The sequence below is a fragment of the Sphingopyxis sp. JAI108 genome, from assembly GCF_013410105.1.
GTDB lineage: Bacteria > Pseudomonadota > Alphaproteobacteria > Sphingomonadales > Sphingomonadaceae > Sphingopyxis > Sphingopyxis chilensis.
Map to the genome: position 1 here is coordinate 78461 of NZ_JACCCJ010000002.1, position 16314 is coordinate 94774.

27 protein-coding genes are annotated in these 16314 nt (G+C 63.7%); 1 reads left to right on the forward strand and 26 read right to left on the reverse strand.

Annotated features, from left to right (window positions below):
* Positions 1–15: 15 nt before the first annotated feature.
* From HDC29_RS11365 to rpsL, 25 genes are all read right to left on the reverse strand, one after another.
* On the reverse strand, positions 16–222 hold the full coding sequence (locus HDC29_RS11365; RefSeq protein ID WP_179497614.1) for a DUF1737 domain-containing protein: 207 nt from the start codon (positions 220–222) through the stop codon (positions 16–18).
* 6 nt (positions 223–228) lie between these two features.
* A complete protein-coding gene (gene rpmD, locus HDC29_RS11370; protein ID WP_037515666.1) occupies positions 229–414 on the reverse strand; it encodes a 50S ribosomal protein L30 in 186 nt (61 codons plus the stop codon).
* 4 nt (positions 415–418) lie between these two features.
* Positions 419–1150, reverse strand: a complete 732-nt coding sequence (rpsE, locus tag HDC29_RS11375; protein WP_257018294.1) for a 30S ribosomal protein S5 — start codon at positions 1148–1150, stop codon at positions 419–421.
* A 2-nt stretch (positions 1151–1152) separates the two neighbouring features.
* A complete protein-coding gene (gene rplR / locus HDC29_RS11380) occupies positions 1153–1506 on the reverse strand; it encodes a 50S ribosomal protein L18 (RefSeq protein ID WP_179497616.1) in 354 nt (117 codons plus the stop codon).
* Between the two features lie 3 nt (positions 1507–1509).
* Positions 1510–2043, reverse strand: a complete 534-nt coding sequence (gene rplF, locus HDC29_RS11385) for a 50S ribosomal protein L6 (RefSeq protein ID WP_179497618.1) — start codon at positions 2041–2043, stop codon at positions 1510–1512.
* Entirely contained in the window at positions 2043–2447 is a 405-nt protein-coding gene (rpsH, locus tag HDC29_RS11390) for a 30S ribosomal protein S8 (protein ID WP_037556380.1), read from the reverse strand. Before rpsH ends, rplF begins: the two co-directional genes overlap by 1 nt.
* A 12-nt stretch (positions 2448–2459) precedes the next feature.
* Positions 2460–2765 carry a 30S ribosomal protein S14 gene (rpsN, locus tag HDC29_RS11395; RefSeq protein ID WP_179497626.1) on the reverse strand — a complete coding sequence of 102 codons (306 nt, stop codon included), beginning with the start codon at positions 2763–2765 and terminating at the stop codon, positions 2460–2462.
* Between the two features lie 51 nt (positions 2766–2816).
* Positions 2817–3395, reverse strand: a complete 579-nt coding sequence (rplE, locus tag HDC29_RS11400) for a 50S ribosomal protein L5 (RefSeq protein WP_179497628.1) — start codon at positions 3393–3395, stop codon at positions 2817–2819.
* Positions 3388–3705: a 50S ribosomal protein L24 gene (gene rplX / locus HDC29_RS11405; protein ID WP_037556376.1), complete on the reverse strand. Its 318-nt coding sequence runs from the start codon at positions 3703–3705 to the stop codon at positions 3388–3390. The genes rplE and rplX overlap by 8 nt, the downstream gene beginning before the upstream one ends.
* Positions 3706–3707: 2 nt before the next feature.
* On the reverse strand, positions 3708–4076 hold the full coding sequence (gene rplN, locus HDC29_RS11410; protein WP_011543078.1) for a 50S ribosomal protein L14: 369 nt from the start codon (positions 4074–4076) through the stop codon (positions 3708–3710).
* 61 nt (positions 4077–4137) lie between these two features.
* The gene (gene rpsQ, locus HDC29_RS11415) at positions 4138–4407 is read right to left on the reverse strand and encodes a 30S ribosomal protein S17 (protein ID WP_039578283.1); all 270 of its coding nucleotides are present in this window, start codon (positions 4405–4407) and stop codon (positions 4138–4140) included.
* Between the two features lie 11 nt (positions 4408–4418).
* Positions 4419–4622, reverse strand: a complete 204-nt coding sequence (gene rpmC / locus HDC29_RS11420) for a 50S ribosomal protein L29 (protein WP_054589693.1) — start codon at positions 4620–4622, stop codon at positions 4419–4421.
* Between the two features lie 4 nt (positions 4623–4626).
* The gene (gene rplP / locus HDC29_RS11425; protein WP_037515653.1) at positions 4627–5058 is read right to left on the reverse strand and encodes a 50S ribosomal protein L16; all 432 of its coding nucleotides are present in this window, start codon (positions 5056–5058) and stop codon (positions 4627–4629) included.
* 11 nt (positions 5059–5069) lie between these two features.
* Positions 5070–5777: a 30S ribosomal protein S3 gene (rpsC, locus tag HDC29_RS11430; protein ID WP_037556371.1), complete on the reverse strand. Its 708-nt coding sequence runs from the start codon at positions 5775–5777 to the stop codon at positions 5070–5072.
* A 1-nt stretch (position 5778) separates the two neighbouring features.
* On the reverse strand, positions 5779–6159 hold the full coding sequence (gene rplV / locus HDC29_RS11435) for a 50S ribosomal protein L22 (RefSeq protein WP_011543083.1): 381 nt from the start codon (positions 6157–6159) through the stop codon (positions 5779–5781).
* Entirely contained in the window at positions 6159–6434 is a 276-nt protein-coding gene (rpsS, locus tag HDC29_RS11440; protein WP_166945010.1) for a 30S ribosomal protein S19, read from the reverse strand. Before rpsS ends, rplV begins: the two co-directional genes overlap by 1 nt.
* Positions 6435–6437: 3 nt before the next feature.
* Positions 6438–7274 (reverse strand): 50S ribosomal protein L2, encoded by an 837-nt coding sequence (gene rplB / locus HDC29_RS11445; protein ID WP_179497630.1) that lies wholly within the window; start codon positions 7272–7274, stop codon positions 6438–6440.
* Positions 7275–7295: 21 nt separating this feature from the next.
* The gene (locus tag HDC29_RS11450; protein WP_179497632.1) at positions 7296–7604 is read right to left on the reverse strand and encodes a 50S ribosomal protein L23; all 309 of its coding nucleotides are present in this window, start codon (positions 7602–7604) and stop codon (positions 7296–7298) included.
* On the reverse strand, positions 7597–8223 hold the full coding sequence (gene rplD, locus HDC29_RS11455) for a 50S ribosomal protein L4 (protein ID WP_093509983.1): 627 nt from the start codon (positions 8221–8223) through the stop codon (positions 7597–7599). The genes HDC29_RS11450 and rplD overlap by 8 nt, the downstream gene beginning before the upstream one ends.
* Before the next feature lie 2 nt (positions 8224–8225).
* Entirely contained in the window at positions 8226–8999 is a 774-nt protein-coding gene (rplC, locus tag HDC29_RS11460) for a 50S ribosomal protein L3 (protein WP_054590453.1), read from the reverse strand.
* A gap of 298 nt (positions 9000–9297) precedes the next feature.
* Positions 9298–9609, reverse strand: coding sequence for a 30S ribosomal protein S10 (gene rpsJ, locus HDC29_RS11465; protein WP_003042199.1), 312 nt, complete (start codon positions 9607–9609; stop codon positions 9298–9300).
* 147 nt (positions 9610–9756) lie between these two features.
* Positions 9757–10950 carry an elongation factor Tu gene (gene tuf / locus HDC29_RS11470; RefSeq protein ID WP_179497634.1) on the reverse strand — a complete coding sequence of 398 codons (1194 nt, stop codon included), beginning with the start codon at positions 10948–10950 and terminating at the stop codon, positions 9757–9759.
* Positions 10951–11068: 118 nt separating this feature from the next.
* Entirely contained in the window at positions 11069–13162 is a 2094-nt protein-coding gene (gene fusA, locus HDC29_RS11475) for an elongation factor G (protein ID WP_179497636.1), read from the reverse strand.
* Positions 13163–13258: 96 nt separating this feature from the next.
* A complete protein-coding gene (gene rpsG, locus HDC29_RS11480) occupies positions 13259–13729 on the reverse strand; it encodes a 30S ribosomal protein S7 (protein ID WP_179497639.1) in 471 nt (156 codons plus the stop codon).
* Positions 13730–13800: 71 nt separating this feature from the next.
* The gene (rpsL, locus tag HDC29_RS11485; RefSeq protein WP_058805196.1) at positions 13801–14172 is read right to left on the reverse strand and encodes a 30S ribosomal protein S12; all 372 of its coding nucleotides are present in this window, start codon (positions 14170–14172) and stop codon (positions 13801–13803) included.
* Positions 14173–14477: 305 nt separating this feature from the next.
* Here rpsL and HDC29_RS11490 point away from each other — a divergent pair, with 305 nt between their 5' ends.
* Complete coding sequence (locus tag HDC29_RS11490; RefSeq protein ID WP_179497641.1) at positions 14478–14972, forward strand: DNA-deoxyinosine glycosylase; 495 nt, start codon at positions 14478–14480, stop codon at positions 14970–14972.
* Here HDC29_RS11490 and HDC29_RS11495 read toward each other — a convergent pair whose 3' ends face one another.
* The gene (locus HDC29_RS11495) at positions 14973–16274 is read right to left on the reverse strand and encodes an amidohydrolase family protein (protein WP_179497643.1); all 1302 of its coding nucleotides are present in this window, start codon (positions 16272–16274) and stop codon (positions 14973–14975) included.
* Positions 16275–16314 lie beyond the last annotated feature (40 nt).

Consider the following 16314-nt stretch of genomic DNA (forward strand, 5'->3'; position numbering starts at 1 on the left):
CGCTATGGACTGGTTTCAGTCCGGTTCGATTTCACTCGACGGCTGAAAACCGGGATAGGGCCCGGCCTTCTCCATCACGATGGCCTGGGCGACATAGCCGCGGCCATCGACATTGGTGATCGAGGGGCTGCCGTGAAGCTGCCACCCCCGGTTGAGCAGTCCTTCGACGCGCGCGCAGAACGCGCTGTCATCGGGACCGGTCAACACACGGTAGAGCTTCACTGCCGTTTAGCCCTCGACGACTTCCACCATATGCGGAAGCTTGCGGATCATGCCGCGCACTTCCGGGGTGTCGACCAGTTCGACCTCGCGGTGCATCTTGCCCAGGCCGAGGCCGGTCAGGATGGCGCGCTGGCTCTTCGGACGACGGATCGGCGAACCGATCTGGCGGATCTTGATCTTCTTGTCGGCCATTGTCTTACTCCGTCACCGCCGCGGCTTCCGCCTCGGCTGCGCGGTCGGACGCGCCGCCACGCTTGATCAGGTCCGAAACCTTCTTGCCGCGACGCTGCGCGACCGACTTCGGGCTGGTCTGTTCGCCGAGCGCCTCGAAAGTCGCGCGGATCATGTTGTAGGGGTTCGAGGTGCCGACCGACTTGGTCACCACATCGGCAACGCCCAGCGATTCGAACACGGCGCGCATCGGGCCACCGGCGATGATGCCGGTACCGGCGGGGGCCGAACGCAGCGTCACATTGCCGGCGCCGAAATGGCCGCGGCCATCATGGTGCAGCGTGCGGCCGTCGCGCAGCGGAACGCGGATCATCGCCTTCTTCGCGGCAGCGGTCGCCTTCGAAATGGCTTCGGGCACTTCGCGCGCCTTGCCATGGCCGAAACCGGCGCGACCCTTGCCATCGCCGACGACGACGAGCGCGGCGAAACCGAAGCGCTTGCCGCCCTTCACGGTCTTCGAGACGCGGTTGATGTGGACGAGCTTTTCGATCAGCTCTTCGCCGCCATCCTCGTCGCGCGGACGACGATCGTCGCGGCGGCCACGGCCACCGTCACGACCGCCGCGTCCACCATCGCGACCACCGCCGCCGCCACGGCCGCGGCGCGGAGCCTGGTTCGTGACTTCGGCGTTGGTGGCTTCGGGAGCCAGGGTCGCTTCGGGCTGGTTGCCCGGACCGGTGCTGTTTTCTTCAGCCATCATTAAAACTCCAATCCGCCTTCGCGAGCCGCGTCGGCCAGCGCCTTGATGCGCCCGTGGAACAGGAAGCCGCCGCGGTCGAACACGACCTGCGTCACGCCCGCCTTCTTGGCGGCAGCGGCGAGGCGCGAACCGACGTCGGCCGCAGCCGCGGTCGTCGCGCCGGTCTTGCCGCGGACATCCTTGTCGAGCGTCGAGGCCGCGGCCAGCGTGGTGCCGGCGGCGTCATCGATGAGCTGCGCATAGATGTGACGGCCCGAGCGGTGCACCGAAAGGCGCGGACGCCCGGCGGCGCGCTGACGGAGCGCGGTACGGACGCGCTGGCGACGTTTTTGGAAAGGGGTAAGATGTGCCATGGCTTACTTCTTCTTGCCTTCTTTGCGGAAGATGTACTCGCCGCGATACTTGATACCCTTGCCCTTGTAGGGCTCGGGCTTGCGCCAACGGCGGATTTCCGCCGCGACCTGGCCGACCTGCTGCTTGTCGATGCCGCTGATCTCGATCGTCGTGTTGTCCGGCGTCTTGATCTCGATGCCTTCGGGCACCGCGAAATCGACATCATGGCTGTAGCCGAGCTGCAGCTTCAGCGTCTTGCCCTGCGAGTTGGCGCGATAGCCGACACCGGTGATTTCGAGCACCTTGGTGAAGCCTTCGGTCACACCCGTGATCAGGTTCTGCACCAGCGTCCGCTGCATGCCCCAGAAGGCGCGCGCTTCGCGGGTATCGTTCGCGGGCTGGACCGAGATGCTGCCTTCGCCGACTTCATATTTGATGAGGTCGGACAGCGGCATCGCCAGCGTGCCCTTCGGACCCTTCACCGACAGCTCGCCGCCGTCGATCGCGGCGGTGACACCGCCGGGGATCGCTACTGCCTTTTTACCAATGCGCGACATCAGAACACCTCCGCCAGCACTTCGCCGCCGACATTATGTTCGCGGGCTTCGGCGTCCGAAAGGACGCCGCGCGGGGTCGACACGATGGTGATGCCCAGGCCGTTGCGCACGATCGGCAGTTCTTTCGAACCCGAATAGATGCGACGGCCAGGCTTCGAGACGCGGGCCACATGGCGGATCGCCGGCTGGCCTTCGAAATATTTGAGCTCGATGCGGATGCCCTTGTGCTGGCCCTTCGCGCCCAGCGCTTCTTCGCTGTAGCCGCGGATATAGCCTTCGCGCTGGAGAACATCGAGAACGCGGACGCGCAGCGTCGAGGCGGGCGTGAGGACGCTGTCCTTCTTCGCCTGCTGGCCGTTGCGGATGCGGGTGAGCATATCACCCAGGGGATCGGTCATTGCCATCTTGTCAGTCCCTTACCAGCTCGACTTCACAACACCGGGGATCAGGCCCTTGTTGGCCAGATCGCGGAGCTGGATACGGCACAGCCGGAATTTGCGATAATAAGCGCGCGGGCGGCCCGTCAGCTCGCACCGGTTACGGATGCGGGTCGGATTGCCGTTGCGCGGGATTTCCGCCATCTTGAGGCGCGCGATCAGACGCTCGCCTTCGTCGAGCGACGTGTCCGCCGCGATCGCCTTCAGCTTCGCGTAGCGGCCGGCATATTTCTTCACCAGCTGCTTGCGACGCTCGTTCTTGTTTACCGAACTCAGTTTCGCCATGACTTAAGTTCTCTTTCCTTCTTGAAAGAGCCTGCCTGGTCCCTTGCGGGATCAGGCGGCTTCCTTTTCCTGCGCTTCGATCGGGAAGGGGAAGCCGAACAGCTTGAGCAGTTCGCGGGCTTCCTCGTCCGTACGGGCGGTGGTGGTGACGATCACGTCCATACCGCGCACCTGGTCGATGCGGTCATAGTTGATCTCGGGGAAGATGATCTGCTCTTTCAGGCCCATGGCATAGTTGCCACGGCCGTCGAAGCTGGTCGCCGACACGCCGCGGAAGTCGCGGATGCGGGGCATTGCGATCGTGATCAGCCGGTCGAGGAATTCATACATGCGTTCGCGGCGCAGGGTGACCTTGCAGCCGATCGGCATGCCTTCGCGCAGCTTGAACTGTGCGATCGACTTCTTCGCCTTGGTCACGACGGGCTTCTGGCCGGCGATGAGTTCCATCTCGGCAGCGGCCGCTTCGACCTTCTTCTTGTCCTGCGTGGCCTCGCCGACGCCCATGTTGAGCACGATCTTTTCGATCTTCGGCACTTCCATCGCATTCTTGTAACCGAATTTTTCGGTCATCGCCTTGACGATCACATCGTCGTAGCGCGTGCGCATGCGCGGGGTGTAGTTATCAGCCATTGATCGTCTCCCCGGACTTCACGGCCACACGGACCTTCTTGCCGTCCTTGGTTTCAAAACGAACGCGCGTCGGCTTGCCGGTCTTGGGATCGGCGAGCGCAACCTTGCTTGCGAACAGCGGCGCTTCCTTGCGCTCGAGACCACCCTGCGGGTTGGTCTGGCTCGGCTTGCGGTGGCGCGTGATGACGTTGACGCCCGCGACGACGACCTTGCCGTCCTTCGGCAGGCTCTGCGTCACTTCGCCGGTCTTGCCCTTGTCCTTGCCGGACAGGATAACGACCGTGTCGCCCTTCTTGATCTTGTTCGCCATGGTCAGAGCACCTCCGGCGCCAGGCTGATGATCTTCATGTAGCCGCGGCCGCGCAGTTCGCGGACGACGGGGCCGAAGATACGCGTGCCGATCGGCTCTTCATTCTTGTTGACGAGCACGGCGGCGTTGCTGTCGAAACGGATCACCGAGCCATCGGCGCGGCGGACGTCCTTGGCGGTGCGGACGATGACGGCGCGATGCACGTCGCCCTTCTTCACCTTGCCGCGCGGCTGGGCTTCCTTGATCGACACGACGATCACGTCGCCCACGCCGGCGGTACGACGCTTCGAGCCGCCGAGCACCTTGATGCACTGGACGCGCTTCGCGCCGCTGTTGTCGGCGACTTCCAATTGTGACTGCATCTGGATCATCGATGCATTTCCTTCTTCCTTGGCCTACCGGGATGCCCCGGCGGTTCCGTGAAACTCAGCTTCAGGCGTCAGCAGCCGTTTTGGGCTTGCTGTGGGTGTCGACCTTGTCGAGCACCTTCCAGGTCTTCAGCTTCGAAATCGGCTTCGTTTCCTCGATACGGACGGTTTCGCCGGCCTTGATGGCGTTGTCCTCATCGTGGGCGTGATATTTTTTCGAACGGCGGATGATCTTGCCGTACAGAGGGTGCTTCACCTTCCGTTCGACTTTCACCACGACGGTCTTGTCGCCCTTGTCGGACACCACCGTGCCGGTCAGAATGCGCTTCGGCATCGATAGTCTCCTTACTTCGCGGCCGAGCGCGAACGCTCGGTCTGCTGCGTCTTGATGCGGGCGATCGAGCGCCGCACTTCCTTGACGCGCGAGGCCTTTTCAAGCTGGCCGGTGGCCGCCTGGAAGCGGAGGTTGAACGCCTCGCGCTTCAGTTCGCCAAGCTGTTCGGCGAGCTGGTCGTCGGTCTTGGCCTTGAAATCTTCGGTCTTGGCCATGTCCTTAACCCTCCAGGTGCGAGGTGTCGCCGAGGCGGGCGATAACCTTCGTCTTGATCGGCAGCTTCATCGCGGCGCGTTCGAACGCCAGCGCGGCCACCGGGCCGGGGACGCCGTCGAGTTCGAACAGGATGCGACCCGGCTTCACGCGCGCGGCCCAGAATTCCGGCGAACCCTTGCCCTTACCCATGCGGACTTCGGCAGGCTTCGACGACACGGGGACGTCGGGGAAGATGCGGATCCACAGGCGGCCCTGGCGCTTGATCGCGCGGCTGATCGCGCGGCGAGCCGCTTCGATCTGGCGCGCGGTGATGCGCTCGGGTTCCATCGCCTTCAGCCCGTAGGAGCCGAAGTTCAGGCTGGTACCGCCCTTGGCATTGCCATGGATGCGGCCCTTGAAGGCCTTGCGGAACTTGGTTTTTTTCGGTTGCAGCATGTCAGCAGTCCTTAGCGGCGATCTTCACGGGCCGGACGGACACCGGTCGTCTGCGCGTCGAGCATCAGACGGTCGGTCGCCATCGGGTCGTGACCAAGGATCTCGCCCTTGAAAATCCAGACCTTGATGCCGCAGACACCGTAAGCGGTGTGCGCTTCGGCCTCGGCATAGTCGACATTGGCGCGCAGCGTGTGCAGCGGCACCCGGCCTTCGCGATACCATTCGGTGCGCGCGATTTCCGCGCCGCCGAGACGGCCGGCGCAGTTGATGCGGATGCCCTCGGCGCCGAGACGCATCGCCGACTGAACGGCGCGCTTCATGGCGCGGCGGAACGCGACGCGGCGTTCGAGCTGGTCGGCAATGCCCTGGCCGACGAGCTTGGCGTCGACTTCGGGCTTGCGGATCTCGACGATGTTCAGCGACACGTCGCTGCCCGTCATCTCACCCAGCTTCTTGCGCAGCTTTTCGATGTCCGCGCCCTTCTTGCCGATGATGACGCCCGGACGGGCGGCATAGATCGACACGCGGCACAGCTTCGCCGGACGCTCGATCACGACCTTCGAGATCGCGGCCTGCGGCAGGTGCTTGAACACGAACTTGCGGATCTTCAGATCCTCGACAAGCATGCGGCCATAGTCCTGGCCCTCGGCGAACCAGCGGCTGTCCCAGGTGCGGTTGACCTGCAGGCGCAGGCCGATCGGATTGCTCTTCTGGCCCATCTTACGCCTCTTCTTCCTGTTCGCGCACGACAATGCGGATGCGGCTGAACGGCTTGACGATCCGGGTCGACTTGCCGCGGCCACGCGCGTGCCAGCGCTTCATCGAGAGCGACTTGCCGACGCTCGCTTCCTTGACGACGAGTGCGTCGACGTCGAGGTTGTGATTGTTTTCCGCGTTGGCGACCGCGCTGGCGAGCACCTTGCGCACGTCGACGGCCATCGCCTTCTTCGAGAAAGCGAGGACGTTCATTGCGTCTTCGACCTTGCGGCCGCGGATCAGCGCGGCGACGAGGTTCAGCTTCTGCGCCGAGCCGCGGATCTGCGTGCCCACGGACAATGCCTCATTATCCGCAACGCGGCGGGGGGACTTTTCCTTGCCCATTAGCGTTTGCCCTTCTTGTCAGCCGCGTGGCCGGGGAAGAAGCGCGTCGGCGCGAATTCACCCAGCTTCATGCCGACCATGTCTTCATTGACCGACACCGGCACGAACTTGCGGCCGTTGTAGACGTTGAAGGTCAGCCCGACGAACTGCGGCAGGATGGTGGACCGGCGCGACCAGGTTTTGATAGGCGCAGAGCTGCTGCCTTCCTGGGCCGTTTCGGCTTTCTTGAGGAGATGGAGGTCCACAAAGGGACCCTTCCAGACCGAGCGAGCCATGGCTTACCTCTTCTTCTTCGCGTGACGCGACCGGATGATCATCTTGTCGGTCGACTTGTTGTGACGGGTACGAGCACCCTTGGTCGGCTTGCCCCACGGAGTAACCGGATGACGGCCACCCGAGGTGCGGCCTTCACCACCGCCGTGCGGGTGATCGACCGGGTTCTTCGCGACACCGCGAGTCAGCGGGCGCTTGCCGAGCCAGCGATTGCGGCCGGCCTTGCCGAGGTTGGTGTTCTGGTTGTCGGGGTTCGACACCGCACCGACCGTGCCCATGCATTCGCCACGGATGTAACGCTGTTCGCCCGAACCGAGACGCACGATCACGAGACCGCGGTCACGACCGACGACCTGCGCATAGGTGCCAGCCGAACGGGCGATCTGGCCGCCCTTGCCCGGCTTCATCTCGATATTGTGGACGATCGTGCCGACCGGCATCTGCGACAATTCCATCGCATTGCCCGGCTTCACGTCGGTCTTCTTGCCGGCGACGACGGTGTCGCCGACCGCCAGACGCTGCGGCGCGATGATGTACGTCTGCTCGCCGTCCTCATACTTCACCAGTGCGATGAAGGCCGTGCGGTTGGGGTCGTATTCCAGCCGCTCGACGGTGGCCGGCATGTCCCACTTGCGACGCTTGAAGTCGATGAAGCGGTACTTCTGCTTGTGACCACCAGCGATACCGCGCGAGGTCACATGACCCTTGTTGTTGCGGCCACCGGTCTTGTTCTTGCCTTCGGTCAGCGCCTTGACGGGCTTGCCCTTCCACAGCGACGATTTGTCGACGAGGATCAGGCCGCGCTGTGCGGGGCTGGTCGGATTATAGGATTTAAGTGCCATTTTCTCTGCCTCTTCCTACAATCAGACGCCGGTCGTGACGTCGATCGTCTGGCCTGCGGCCAGGCGAACAATCGCCTTCTTCACGTCGCTGCGGGTGTAGGGCTTGCCCTTCCAGCGCTTGGTCTTGCCTTTGGTGACGAGCGTGTTCACGCTCACGACCTTGACATCGAACAGCGCCTCGACGGCGGCCTTGATGGCGGGCTTGGTCGCGTCGTTCGCGACCTTGAACACCACGGCGTCATTTTCGCTGAGCAGCGTCGACTTTTCGGTGATCACCGGAGCGAGGATCACGTCATAGTGACGCGCGTCGATGGTTTTTGCCTTAGCCATTGCAGCGGGCCTCCAGCTTTTCGACCGCCGCGCGGGTCAGGACCAGCGTGTCGGCTCGGATGATGTCATAGACGTTGGCGCCGATGGCCGGCAGCGCGTCGACACCGATGAGGTTGGCCGAAGCCATCGCGAAGCTTTCGTGCACCGCGTCGCCATCGATGAAGAGCGCGCGGTTGCCGAGCTCGAGCTTGCCGAGCTTGCCGGCGAGCGCCTTGGTCTTCGCGTCCTTGAGTTCGAGCGTGTCGATGACGACGAGCTTGCCGCCCTTCGCCTTGTCGCTCAAAGCCATCTTCAGGCCGAGGGTGCGGATCTTCTTGTTCAGCGAGTGGCCGAAGGTGCGGGCACGCGGGCCGTGCGCCTTGCCGCCGCCGATGAAGATCGGTGCCTTGCGGTCGCCGTGACGAGCCGTACCGCCGCCCTTCTGGCGACCGAACTTCTTGCCGGTGCGCGACACATCGCTGCGTTCACGGGCGGCGCGAGCCGGACCGCGGCGCTTTTCGAGCTGCCAGGCAACGACGCGGTGCAGGATGTCGGCGCGGGCGTCGACGCCGAACACATCGTCATTGAGATCGATGTCGGTGCCGGCCTTGCCGTCGAGGGTCTGAACCTTGACCTTCATGATCAGGACTCCTGTGCGCCGTCGGTGGCCGCGGTGTCGACGACGGTTTCTTCAACCGGCGTTTCGACCGGCGCGTCAGCCGGGGCTTCGTTGCTGTTGGCCGCGCTCTTGATGCCCGCCGGATAGGGGGCTTCGGGGTGGCGCGGCAGCTTCACCGCATCGCGGACGAGCAGCCAGCCGCCCTTCGAGCCAGGGACCGAACCCTTGACGAAGAGAAGGCCGCGCTCGACGTCGGTGCGGACGATTTCGAGATTCTGCTGGGTGCGGTTGCGCGCGCCCATGTGGCCGGCCATCTTCTTGTTCTTGAAGACGCGGCCCGGATCCTGGCGGTTACCGGTCGAACCATGCGCACGGTGGCTGATCGAAACGCCGTGGGTCGCGCGCATACCGCCGAAACCCCAGCGCTTCATCGCACCGGCAAAGCCCTTACCCTGGGTCACGCCCTGGATGTCGACGATCTGGCCGGCGACGAAGTGGTCGGCCGACAGTTCGGCGCCCACGTCGAGCGTCGCGTCGTCGGCGACGCGGAACTCGACGAGTTTCGCCTTGGGCTCGACTTCGGCCTTGCCATAGGCGCCACGCTGCGGCTTGGCGACATTCTTCGCCTTGGCCGAGCCAGCACCCAGTTGAACGGCGACATAGCCGTCGCGTTCCTTATCGCGCACGGAGACAACCTGGCAGCCTTCGAGGCTCAGGACGGTGACGGGCACGTGGCGGCCGTCGTCCTGAAACAGGCGGGTCATCCCCATTTTCTTCGCGATCACGCCAGTCCGCATGATCCATACTCCTAAACAGAGGCCGGGCGGACCATTCCGCACGGCTTGCGGGACCCATCAAGGCAAGCCTCGACGGAACCCTCCCAGCCCAAAATTTCGATACATCGCCCCGTCCGGGCTGAGGTGCCGCCTTCCCGTGGGTTGGCGGCGAGACGGGGGACGCAGCCCGGTCGTATATGCCTTCCGGAGAAAGCGACCGGCGGTATCCACCCTATCGTCGATCCGGATCGCTCCGGACAATGCAGTCACCAAGGTGGCTGCCGATAGAGACCCCGGTTTTCACCGGGGCGTCGCTGGCTCAGGCCAGCTTGATCTCAACGTTCACCCCCGCGGCGAGGTCGAGCTTCATCAGCGCATCGACCGTCTGCGGGGTGGGCTGCACGATGTCGAGCAGCCGCTTGTGGGTACGCACCTCGAACTGCTCGCGCGACTTTTTGTCGACATGCGGGCCGCGGTTCACGGTGAATTTTTCAATACGCGTCGGAAGCGGGATCGGGCCGCGAATAAGCGCTCCGGTACGACGTGCCGTATCGGCAATGTCGGTGGTGGCCTGATCGAGCACGCGGTGATCAAAGGCCTTCAGGCGAATGCGAATATTCTGCGTTTCCATGACTGTTCCAGTCGAATCCCGTCTAACGATGCGAAAGAGCCGAAATGGCCTGCTCCGACTTCCGTGGGGAAGCCGGATCGGCCATCAAAAACCTTTAAGCTACGAGCCGCGCGAATCACTCCGAATCGCGCGGCTCGCGGCCCTATATTACTTTGTGACGGTTGCCACAACCCCTGCGCCGACCGTGCGGCCGCCTTCGCGAATTGCGAAGCGGAGACCCGGGTCCATCGCGATCGGGGCGATCAGCTTGACCGACAGCTGGACGTTGTCGCCCGGCATGACCATCTCGGTGCCCTCGGGGAGGATGACCTCGCCGGTGACGTCGGTGGTGCGGAAGTAGAACTGCGGACGATAGTTCGCGAAGAACGGCGTGTGACGGCCGCCCTCGTCCTTCGACAGGACGTACACTTCCGAGGTGAACTCGGTGTGCGGCGTGATCGAGCCGGGCTTCGCCAGAACCTGGCCACGCTCGACTTCTTCACGGCCGACGCCGCGGATCAGCGCACCGATGTTGTCGCCGGCCTGGCCCTGGTCGAGCAGCTTGCGGAACATTTCGACGCCGGTGACGACGGTCTTCTTGGTGTCCTTGATGCCGACGATTTCGACTTCTTCACCAACCTTGACGATGCCGGTTTCGACGCGGCCGGTAACGACGGTACCGCGACCCGAGATCGAGAACACGTCTTCGATCGGCATCAGGAAGGGCTTGTCGAGCGGGCGTTCCGGCTGCGGGATCCACTCGTCGACGGCAGCCATCAGCTTCAGGATCGCATCCTTGCCGATGTTGTCGTCGCGGCTTTCGAGCGCGGCGAGCGCCGAACCGGCGATGATCGGAATATTGTCGCCGTCGAAGTCGCGCTTCGAAAGTTCTTCACGGATTTCGAGTTCGACGAGTTCGAGCAGTTCGGGATCGTCGAGCTGGTCGACCTTGTTGAGGAAGACGACCATGGTCGGAACGCCGACCTGCTTCGCGAGCAGGATGTGCTCCTTCGTCTGGGGCATCGGGCCGTCAGCGGCCGACACGACGAGGATCGCGCCGTCCATCTGGGCGGCACCGGTGATCATGTTCTTCACATAGTCGGCGTGACCCGGGCAGTCGACGTGCGCATAGTGGCGGCCTTCGGTTTCATATTCGACGTGGGCGGTCGAAATGGTGATGCCGCGCTCGCGCTCTTCGGGCGCCTTGTCGATGTTCGCGAAATCGACGGCGGCGTTACCCGCGACGTTTTCCGCCAGAATCTTGGTGATCGCTGCGGTCAGCGAGGTCTTGCCATGGTCGACGTGACCGATGGTGCCGATGTTGCAGTGCGGCTTCGTCCGCTCAAATTTAGCCTTGGCCATGATGTAACAACCTTCTTGTTCGATGTTTGCGTTGATCAGTCCTGGACGCGCCTGCTGAATCAGGCGCCGCCCTTAGAGGGTCTTGCCGCGCGGTGCAAGCCCGCGCGGCTTCGACCTATCAGGCCATCTTGGCCTTCACTTCTTCGGCGACGTTGGTCGGCACTTCTTCGTAATGCGAGAATTGCATCGAATAGCTGGCGCGGCCCTGGCTGAAGCTGCGCAGCTGGTTCACATAGCCGAACATGTTCGCCAGCGGAACGATCGCCTCGACGACCTGGGCGATGCCCCGGCTGTCGGTGCCCTGGATCTGCCCGCGACGGCTGTTGAGATCGCCGATCACGTCGCCCATGAATTCCTCAGGGGTCACGACTTCGACCTTCATCACCGGTTCGAGCAGCTTGATGCCGGCCTTCGCCGCCACTTCGCGCATCGCCGCACGGCCCGCGATTTCGAACGCCAGCGCCGACGAGTCGACGTCATGGTACGCACCGTCGGTCAGACGGATTTCGAAATCGATGATCGGAAAGCCGATCATGTGACCATTTTCGGCCGACTCGCGCATGCCCTTTTCGACCGACGGGATATATTCGCGCGGAATGTTGCCGCCCTTGATCTCGTCGACGAAGGTGATGCCCGCGCCGCGTTCGCCGGGGGCGACGCTGACCTTGACGCGGCCGAACTGGCCCGAGCCGCCCGACTGCTTCTTGTGGGTGTAGTCGACGTCGACAGCCTTCGCGAGCGATTCGCGGTACGCCACCTGGGGCGCGCCGACGTTCGCCTCGACCTTGAACTCGCGCTTCATGCGATCGACGAGGATGTCGAGGTGAAGCTCGCCCATGCCCTTGATGATCGTCTGGCCCGATTCATGGTCGGTCGACACGCGGAACGAGGGATCCTCGGCAGCCAGGCGGTTGAGCGCAATGCCCATACGTTCCTGGTCGGCCTTGGTCTTCGGTTCCACCGACAGCTCGATGACCGGCTCGGGGAATTCCATCCGTTCGAGGATGATCGGCGCGTTGGTCGCGCAGAGCGTGTCCCCGGTGGTGGTTTCCTTGAGGCCGGCAAGCGCAACGATGTCGCCCGCATAGGCTTCTTCGATGTCTTCGCGGCTGTTCGCATGCATCAGCAGCATGCGGCCGACCTTTTCCTTCTTGTCCTTCACCGAGTTCAGGTACGTGCCCTTGTTCAGGGTCCCCGAATAGATGCGGGCGAAGGTGAGCGAACCGACGAACGGGTCGTTCATGATCTTGAAGGCGAGCAGCGACAGCGGCGCCGAGTCCGACGTCTCGCGCGAGTCGGGCTGGTCGTTGTCCGGGTTGATGCCCTGGACGTCGGGAATGTCGAGCGGCGAAGGCAGGTAATCGACGACTGCGTCGAGCAGCGTCTGAACACCCTTGTTCTTGAACGCCGAGCCGCAGAGCACCGGAACGAACGCCTGTGCCAGCGTCCCCTTGCGGATCAGCTTCTTGAGCGTGGCGACGTCGGGAACGGTGCCTTCGAGATAGGCTTCCATCGCATCGTCGTCCTGTTCGACGGCGAGTTCGACGAGCTTTTCGCGATATTCGGCCGCCTTGTCGGCGAGGTCGGCGGGGATTTCCTCATAGAAGAATTCGGCGCCGAGGCTTTCATCCTTCCAGATGATCGCACGCTCGTTGACGAGATCGACGAGGCCCTTGAAGCCGCCTTCGGCGCCGATCGGCAGATAGAGGACAGCCGGGGTCGCCCCGAGACGATCGATGATCGTCTGGACGCAATAATAGAAATCGGCGCCGGTGCGGTCGAGCTTGTTGATGAAGCACATCCGCGGAACCTTGTACTTGTCCGCCTGACGCCACACGGTTTCCGACTGCGGCTCGACGCCGGCAACGCCGTCGAACGCGGTGATCGCACCGTCGAGGACGCGCAAGCTGCGTTCGACTTCGATCGTGAAGTCGACGTGTCCGGGGGTGTCGATGATGTTCAGGCGATGCTCGGGGCCGTTGCCCTCTTCGGCCTTCCACAGGCAGGTGGTCGCAGCCGACGTGATCGTGATGCCGCGCTCCTGCTCCTGCTCCATCCAGTCCATCGTCGCGGCGCCGTCATGGACTTCGCCGATCTTGTAGGACTTGCCGGTGTAATAGAGAATGCGCTCGGTCGTCGTGGTCTTGCCGGCGTCGATGTGCGCCATGATACCGAAATTGCGATAGCGTTCGAGCGGATGGCTGCGTGCCATGGTCTTTTCCTTGGACTTGGGGGGAAGCTTTTGGAGCCGCCCCCGATATAGGAAGTTTTGTTGCGATTGCGAGACGGGCCAATGACCCGCCTTCGCTTACCAGCGGTAGTGGCTGAAGGCGCGGTTGGCTTCGGCCATGCGGTGCGTGTCTTCGCGCTTCTTCACCGCGTTGCCGCGGTTGTTCGAGGCATCGAGGAGCTCGCCCGACAGACGCGCGGCCATCGTGGTTTCGCTGCGGTTGCGCGCCGCGGTGATCAGCCAGCGGATTGCGAGCGCCTGCGCGCGGTCCGGACGGACTTCGACGGGAACCTGATAGGTCGCACCGCCGACGCGGCGGCTGCGCACTTCGATGTTCGGACGGATGTTCGCCAGCGCTTCGTGGAACACGCCGAGCGGTTCCTTCTTGGCACGGGCTTCGACCGATTCGAGCGCACCGTAAACGATGTTTTCAGCGACGGACTTCTTCCCGTCCAGCATGACGCTGTTCATGAATTTCGACAGCACCGTATCACCGAAACGGGGATCGGGCAGAATTTCGCGGCGTTCAGGACGACGACGACGAGCCATGGGTTATTCCTTTACAACAGCATCCCGGCGCGACGCGCAGCGGGATGATCAAATAGCCGAAAAAGCGGTCCTTACTTCGGACGCTTCGCGCCGTACTTCGAACGGCTCTGCTTGCGGTCCTTCACGCCCTGCGTATCGAGCACGCCGCGCAGGACGTGGTAACGCACACCGGGAAGATCGCGGACACGACCGCCGCGGATCAGCACGACGCTGTGTTCCTGGAGGTTGTGACCTTCGCCGGGGATATAGGTGATGACTTCGCGGCTGTTGGTCAGGCGGACCTTCGCAACCTTGCGGAGCGCCGAGTTCGGCTTTTTCGGGGTCGTCGTGTAGACACGGGTGCAAACGCCGCGCTTTTGCGGGTTTGCGTCCATCGCCGGGACCTTGGACTTCACCTTCTGGGGAGTCCGGCCCTTGCGGACCAGCTGGTTGATCGTGGGCATGAATGCTTCACCTTTAATTGTCCGCCCATCAAAGCGAACGGTTACTGTACTGCGGTGGATGAAGCTCCGGCCGCAATCCCGCCAAAAAGGGCGAAAAACGACCGACCTGATAACAGCAAAAGACCCCGGCAGACCTGCAAGATCGTCCGGAGGCTCCATCCGCGCCAGCAATGTTCAAGCGCTGTTGCAACTGAAAGAGGCAGCAAACCGCCCTTTTCGGTCGAGCGCGCCCCTAGACCCGATTCCTCCGGTGGTCAAGAGGCAGGCAATATTGTTGCGCCGGACGGAGCGGGCTATCGCGAGTCATGCCCGCCGTCCGCCACGCCAGCTTCGCCCCGCATGTCGCGCCCGACACGCGGTTGCTGATATTGGGAAGCCTGCCCGGCGCGCGTTCGCTTGCCGAACGCCAATATTATGCGCATCCGACGAACCAGTTCTGGCGCCTGCTGGGCGAGGCTATCGAGCAGCCGCTGGCAGACCTGCCCTATGACGACCGGCTGACGGTGCTGCGCGAGGCTAAGGTCGGACTCTGGGACGTGATCCGCAGCGCCGAGCGACACACCAGCAGCGACTCGCTGATCCGCGAGGCCGAGGCGCACGACCTCGCGGCGCTGATGGCCGATCTGCCCGACCTTCGCATGATCGCCTTCAACGGCGGCAAGGCCGCGGCGATCGGGCGAAGGCAATTGCCGCCACTCGAAGGCGTCGCTGTGGTCGACCTGCCGTCGAGCAGCGCGGCGCATACGATCGGCTTCGCGGCGAAGCTCGATCGCTGGCTCGCGCTCCGCAGCGCGCTATGATCAGTCGACGACTTCGCCCCGTGCCATCACGAAATCGACTTTCTTGAGCACGCGCACGTCGGCGACAGGATCGCTCGCGACCGCGATGAGGTCGGCGCTCTTGCCTGGCGCGATGCTGCCGATCTGGTCCGACAGGCCGAGCAGGTCGGCGGCGTTCACCGTTGCGGCCTTGATCGCCTCGACCGGAGCCATGCCGTGCTGGACCATCAGTTCGAATTCGTCGCCGTTGCGGCCGTGCTTCGATACGCCGGCATCGGTACCGAAGGCGATGCGCACGCCTTTGGGCACGAGCGTTTCGAGGCTTTTGCCGGTGATCGAGATGCGCCATTTGATCTTCGCCAGCACGTCGGGTTCATAAGCGTCGGGATTGGCGGCGAGGCGTTCCTTGTAGCCATTCACGGTCGAAAGCGTCGGAACATAATAGGTCTTCGACTTCGCCCACGCCGCGATCGTCGCGTCGTCGAGGATCGTGCCATGCTCGATCGAATCGGCGCCTGCATCGATCGCGAGGCGGATGCCGTCGGCGCCGTGCGCGTGCACCGCGACCTTCTTGCCGAACATATGCGCCGTCTCGACAATCGCCTTGGCTTCATCGTCGAACATCTGCTTGCCCAGGCCGGCGCCGATGCGGCTGTTGACCCCGCCGGTCGAGGCGAATTTGATCACGTCGGCACCGCGCCCGATCTGCAGCCGCACCGCGCGGCGGCAATCATCGGCGCCGTTGCAGGTGTTGCCCGCGCCCGCAAAGAAAGGCCGAAGCTCGTCGCGATAGCCAAGCGAGCCGTCCATATGCCCGGCGCTGCCCGAAATGCTGGCGCCGGCATCGACGATGCGCGGCCCCCGCACCTTGCCCGCGAGGATCGCGTCGCGGAGCGCCAGCGTCGCGCCGTCGCCATCGCCGAGGTTGCGCACGGTGGTGAAGCCGGCGCGCAGCGTCTTCATGCCATTGGCCTCGGCATTGAAGGCCTGCGCCGCGGGGCTGAGCGTGATTTCCTCGAGCTGTCCGGCGATGCCGCCCGCATCGCTCGTCAGATGGACATGGCTGTCGATGAGGCCGGGGAGAACATATTTGTCCCTGAGGTCGATCAGCGTTGCGCCGGGATCGGCGGGCTGGAAACCGTCGGCGATGCTCAGAATCTTGCCGCTCTCGACGACGATCGTCGAAGCGCCGCGCACCGGCTTGCCGGGTTCGGCGAGCAATTGCCCGGCGTGGATGACGGTGCGCGCGGGCGCCTCTGCGGCGAGCGGCGCCGCAAGCGACGCGCCGACCAGCGCGAGCGGAAGGACGTAAAGCGGCTTCATGTCTGCATCCCCTGTTTTTGAACTGGGGAGCGTTAAAGCC

What these genes read in the sequence shown, in the direction of transcription:
- rpsS (WP_166945010.1), bottom strand. Translation starts at nt 6,434, where the DNA reads ATGGCTCGCTCGGTCTGGAAGGGTCCCTTTGTGGACCTCCATCTCCTC.
- rplE (WP_179497628.1), bottom strand. Translation starts at nt 3,395, where the DNA reads ATGGCTGATAACTACACCCCGCGCATGCGCACGCGCTACGACGATGTG.
- rpmC (WP_054589693.1), bottom strand. Translation starts at nt 4,622, where the DNA reads ATGGCCAAGACCGAAGATTTCAAGGCCAAGACCGACGACCAGCTCGCC.
- rplB (WP_179497630.1), bottom strand. Translation starts at nt 7,274, where the DNA reads ATGGCACTTAAATCCTATAATCCGACCAGCCCCGCACAGCGCGGCCTG.
- rpsE (WP_257018294.1), bottom strand. Translation starts at nt 1,150, where the DNA reads ATGGCTGAAGAAAACAGCACCGGTCCGGGCAACCAGCCCGAAGCGACC.
- rpsQ (WP_039578283.1), bottom strand. Translation starts at nt 4,407, where the DNA reads ATGCCGAAGCGCATTCTGACCGGCACGGTGGTGTCCGACAAGGGCGAC.
- rplN (WP_011543078.1), bottom strand. Translation starts at nt 4,076, where the DNA reads ATGATCCAGATGCAGTCACAATTGGAAGTCGCCGACAACAGCGGCGCG.
- rplX (WP_037556376.1), bottom strand. Translation starts at nt 3,705, where the DNA reads ATGGCGAACAAGATCAAGAAGGGCGACACGGTCGTTATCCTGTCCGGC.
- fusA (WP_179497636.1), bottom strand. Translation starts at nt 13,162, where the DNA reads ATGGCACGCAGCCATCCGCTCGAACGCTATCGCAATTTCGGTATCATG.
- tuf (WP_179497634.1), bottom strand. Translation starts at nt 10,950, where the DNA reads ATGGCCAAGGCTAAATTTGAGCGGACGAAGCCGCACTGCAACATCGGC.
- rpsL (WP_058805196.1), bottom strand. Translation starts at nt 14,172, where the DNA reads ATGCCCACGATCAACCAGCTGGTCCGCAAGGGCCGGACTCCCCAGAAG.
- HDC29_RS11495 (WP_179497643.1), bottom strand. Translation starts at nt 16,274, where the DNA reads ATGAAGCCGCTTTACGTCCTTCCGCTCGCGCTGGTCGGCGCGTCGCTT.
- rplD (WP_093509983.1), bottom strand. Translation starts at nt 8,223, where the DNA reads ATGAAGGTCAAGGTTCAGACCCTCGACGGCAAGGCCGGCACCGACATC.
- rplC (WP_054590453.1), bottom strand. Translation starts at nt 8,999, where the DNA reads ATGCGGACTGGCGTGATCGCGAAGAAAATGGGGATGACCCGCCTGTTT.
- rpsH (WP_037556380.1), bottom strand. Translation starts at nt 2,447, where the DNA reads ATGGCAATGACCGATCCCCTGGGTGATATGCTCACCCGCATCCGCAAC.
- HDC29_RS11450 (WP_179497632.1), bottom strand. Translation starts at nt 7,604, where the DNA reads ATGGCTAAGGCAAAAACCATCGACGCGCGTCACTATGACGTGATCCTC.
- rplV (WP_011543083.1), bottom strand. Translation starts at nt 6,159, where the DNA reads ATGGGCAAGGAAAAGTCCCCCCGCCGCGTTGCGGATAATGAGGCATTG.
- rpsN (WP_179497626.1), bottom strand. Translation starts at nt 2,765, where the DNA reads ATGGCGAAACTGAGTTCGGTAAACAAGAACGAGCGTCGCAAGCAGCTG.
- HDC29_RS11490 (WP_179497641.1), top strand. Translation starts at nt 14,478, where the DNA reads ATGCCCGCCGTCCGCCACGCCAGCTTCGCCCCGCATGTCGCGCCCGAC.
- rplR (WP_179497616.1), bottom strand. Translation starts at nt 1,506, where the DNA reads ATGGCACATCTTACCCCTTTCCAAAAACGTCGCCAGCGCGTCCGTACC.
- rpmD (WP_037515666.1), bottom strand. Translation starts at nt 414, where the DNA reads ATGGCCGACAAGAAGATCAAGATCCGCCAGATCGGTTCGCCGATCCGT.
- rplP (WP_037515653.1), bottom strand. Translation starts at nt 5,058, where the DNA reads ATGCTGCAACCGAAAAAAACCAAGTTCCGCAAGGCCTTCAAGGGCCGC.
- rpsJ (WP_003042199.1), bottom strand. Translation starts at nt 9,609, where the DNA reads ATGGAAACGCAGAATATTCGCATTCGCCTGAAGGCCTTTGATCACCGC.
- rpsG (WP_179497639.1), bottom strand. Translation starts at nt 13,729, where the DNA reads ATGGCTCGTCGTCGTCGTCCTGAACGCCGCGAAATTCTGCCCGATCCC.
- rplF (WP_179497618.1), bottom strand. Translation starts at nt 2,043, where the DNA reads ATGTCGCGCATTGGTAAAAAGGCAGTAGCGATCCCCGGCGGTGTCACC.
- rpsC (WP_037556371.1), bottom strand. Translation starts at nt 5,777, where the DNA reads ATGGGCCAGAAGAGCAATCCGATCGGCCTGCGCCTGCAGGTCAACCGC.